Origin of the sequence: Sphingomonas elodea ATCC 31461 (genome assembly GCF_000226955.1) — a bacterium.
Classification (GTDB): Bacteria; Pseudomonadota; Alphaproteobacteria; order Sphingomonadales; family Sphingomonadaceae; genus Sphingomonas; species Sphingomonas elodea.
Genome location: NZ_AGFU01000111.1, coordinates 1 through 2,534, shown reverse-complemented (window position 1 = coordinate 2,534; position 2,534 = coordinate 1). Strand labels below are relative to the sequence as shown.

Sequence of the window (2,534 nt, the reverse complement as noted above, 5' to 3'; positions counted from 1 at the left end):
TCATGACGACGCAGCCGACCAGCGACTTCCACGTCAAGGCGAACAGCGTCGTCACCGACGATAACGAATATGGCGGCAATTTCAGCGTCACCGGGCCGATCAATGATACGCTCGGCTATGTCTTCTCGGGCAGCTATTCGAACTGGGACGGCAACGTAAAGAACCTGTTCAACGGCAAGCAGGTGAACGGCCGCGAGAATGCGAGCGCCCGCGGCAAGCTGAAGTGGAAGGCCATGCCGGACCTGACCTTCACGCTTTCGGCCAACTATCTCAACGGCAACACCACCGTCGGCCGCCCGTTCATCCGGATGGACCCGGCGGCGCTGCTGCGCGCGCAGGCGGCACTCACCCAGAGCGTCGCGCTGCCGGGCGTCCAGGTCGGCCCGACCAACCAGACCGTCAGCAACAACTATGATTCGCGCACGAAATATTGGGGCTGGGGCACGATGCTCCGTACCGATATCAACATCGGCAAGCTCAACGTGCTGGGCCTGACGTCCTATGATCGCTTCCGTCTCGACGACTATCTCGACCATGACGACACCGCGGCACCCGGCGCGTTCGGCGCCAACACCCAGATCGGGGCGTTCAAGTCCCGGCTGTTCACGCAGGAAATCCGCCTGCTGTCGCCGGGCCAGGATGCGTTCCGCTACGCGCTGGGCGTCTATTACGCGAACACCAACTTTGAACGTCCGTTCGAGCGTGGGCCGGCGTTCGCGCAGCAGAACTGGTACGCCACCTCGGGTTCGCGCCAGATCGCGGCATTCGGTCAGATCGACTGGGAGTTCGTGAAGAGCCTCACCGCCACCGTCGGCGGTCGCGTCCAGAACGAACGCGTCAAGTACACCTTCCGCGACAATCGTGCGAACGGTTCGTGGGCGGGCCGTGCCAGCGACAACGCGACCACCTATCGCCTGGGCCTGCAATATCAGGCGACGCCGGACGTGATGCTGTTCGGCAGCTACGCCACCGGCTACAAGGGCCAGACCTACGATCTGACCAGCGGCTTCAACAACGCCCGCGCCGCCGCGGGCCCGATCCGGCCGGAGACCTCGAAGGACAAGGAACTCGGTATCCGCACCCAGTTCTTCGATCGCCGGATGACCTTCAACATTACCTATTTCGATACCGACTACACCGATCTGCAGGCGCAGACGCTGGAGCCCTTGCCCGATGGTACGGCGAACTTCCGCCTGACCAATGTCGGCGGCCTGAACACCAAGGGTCTCGAATTCGAGACCGCCGCCCGCGTTACCCGCGAACTTACGCTCACGGGTGCGGCGACGTATCTGGACGCGACCTACACCTCGTTCCCGGCCGCGCCATGCTATCCGCGCCAGACGGCGGCGCAGGGATGTATCTCGCAGGGCGGGCCGTCGTTCCAGGTGCTGACCGGCGAGAAGGCGGTCCAGGCGCCGACATGGAAGGCATCGGCGAGCATCGACTTCGCGCCCGCACTGACCGACAAGCTGAACGGGGTGCTCCAGGCGAGCTGGCAGTATCAGAGCGATGTCGCCTTCGCGGCACGCGATCCCGAGCAGTTCCAGCCGGCATTCAGCATCTTCAACCTCAGCGCCGGCGTGCGCGATCACCAGCGTCGCTGGGAAGCGGCGCTGTTCGTCAACAACCTGTTCGACAAGCAATATTACGGCTCGGTGGTGAACACGGCCGGTAACTTCAACACTCGTTCGGGGGCGGGTGCGCCCAATGCCCTTGCTACCCAGGCCGTCCTCCCGCGCGATTTCCGCCGCTATGCGGGCATCCGGCTTGGCGTGAATTACTGAACCTGATCCGTAGAGGGCGCCAGATGGGGGCGGAAGCATTGCTTCTGCCCCTTTTCTTTGCCCTTTGAATATTCTGTGGCCGGTTTGTCACACTGGCGGGAATGCGATCGTTTGCAATGCGGAATGTTTTCAAACAAGGCCGCATGTCCGTGATGTTGTCCTACAATTCTAACAACAAGACGCCTGTCGCATCGGTGCGGTGCGCCGGCGCAGCATTGGGAGAGGAGAACGCGATTCACCTTTCGAAGGGGCATGATTAATGAGGGGTTACCAGTTTTCGCTGCGCACGCTTGCGCTTGCCGCATCGTTTCTTGCCGGCGCGGCCCATGCGGCGACGGCGGACGAGCGTCGGGATATGGCGGGGGCGCCGGCCCAGGCTGCCAAGCCGGTGAAGGACGATAACGAGATCATCGTCACGACGACGGCGCAGAAGCGTTTCGAGAACATCCAGAACGTGCCGCTGGCGGTGCAGGTGGTGACGCCGGCGCAACTCGAGGCACAGGGTGTCCGCCACTTCCAGGATCTGGGCAAGGTCGCGCCGTCGCTGGTCGTGCGCACCGCCGAAAATCCGGTCAATTCCAATGTCTCCCTGCGCGGTGTCGGCACCTTCGCCTTCGGCATCGGCGTGGAATCGTCGGTGGCGGTGACCGTCGACGGCGTGCCGCTCGCCTTCCAGGCGCGCGCCTTTACCGACCTGCCCGACGTTGCGATGATCGAAGTGCTGCGCGGGCCCCAGAGCACGCTGTACGG

At 63.4% G+C, this 2,534-nt stretch carries 2 protein-coding genes; both read left to right on the top strand.

Going from position 1 to position 2,534, the window contains the following annotated elements; all coding sequences use genetic code 11:
• Positions 1-1,784, top strand: a 1,784-nt coding sequence (locus tag KK7_RS0119150) for a TonB-dependent receptor (RefSeq protein WP_010546253.1), incomplete at its 5' end; no start/stop codon positions are given.
• A gap of 259 nt (positions 1,785-2,043) precedes the next feature.
• On the top strand, positions 2,044-2,534 hold a 491-nt coding region (locus KK7_RS21300), incomplete at its 3' end, for a TonB-dependent receptor plug domain-containing protein (protein WP_010546252.1).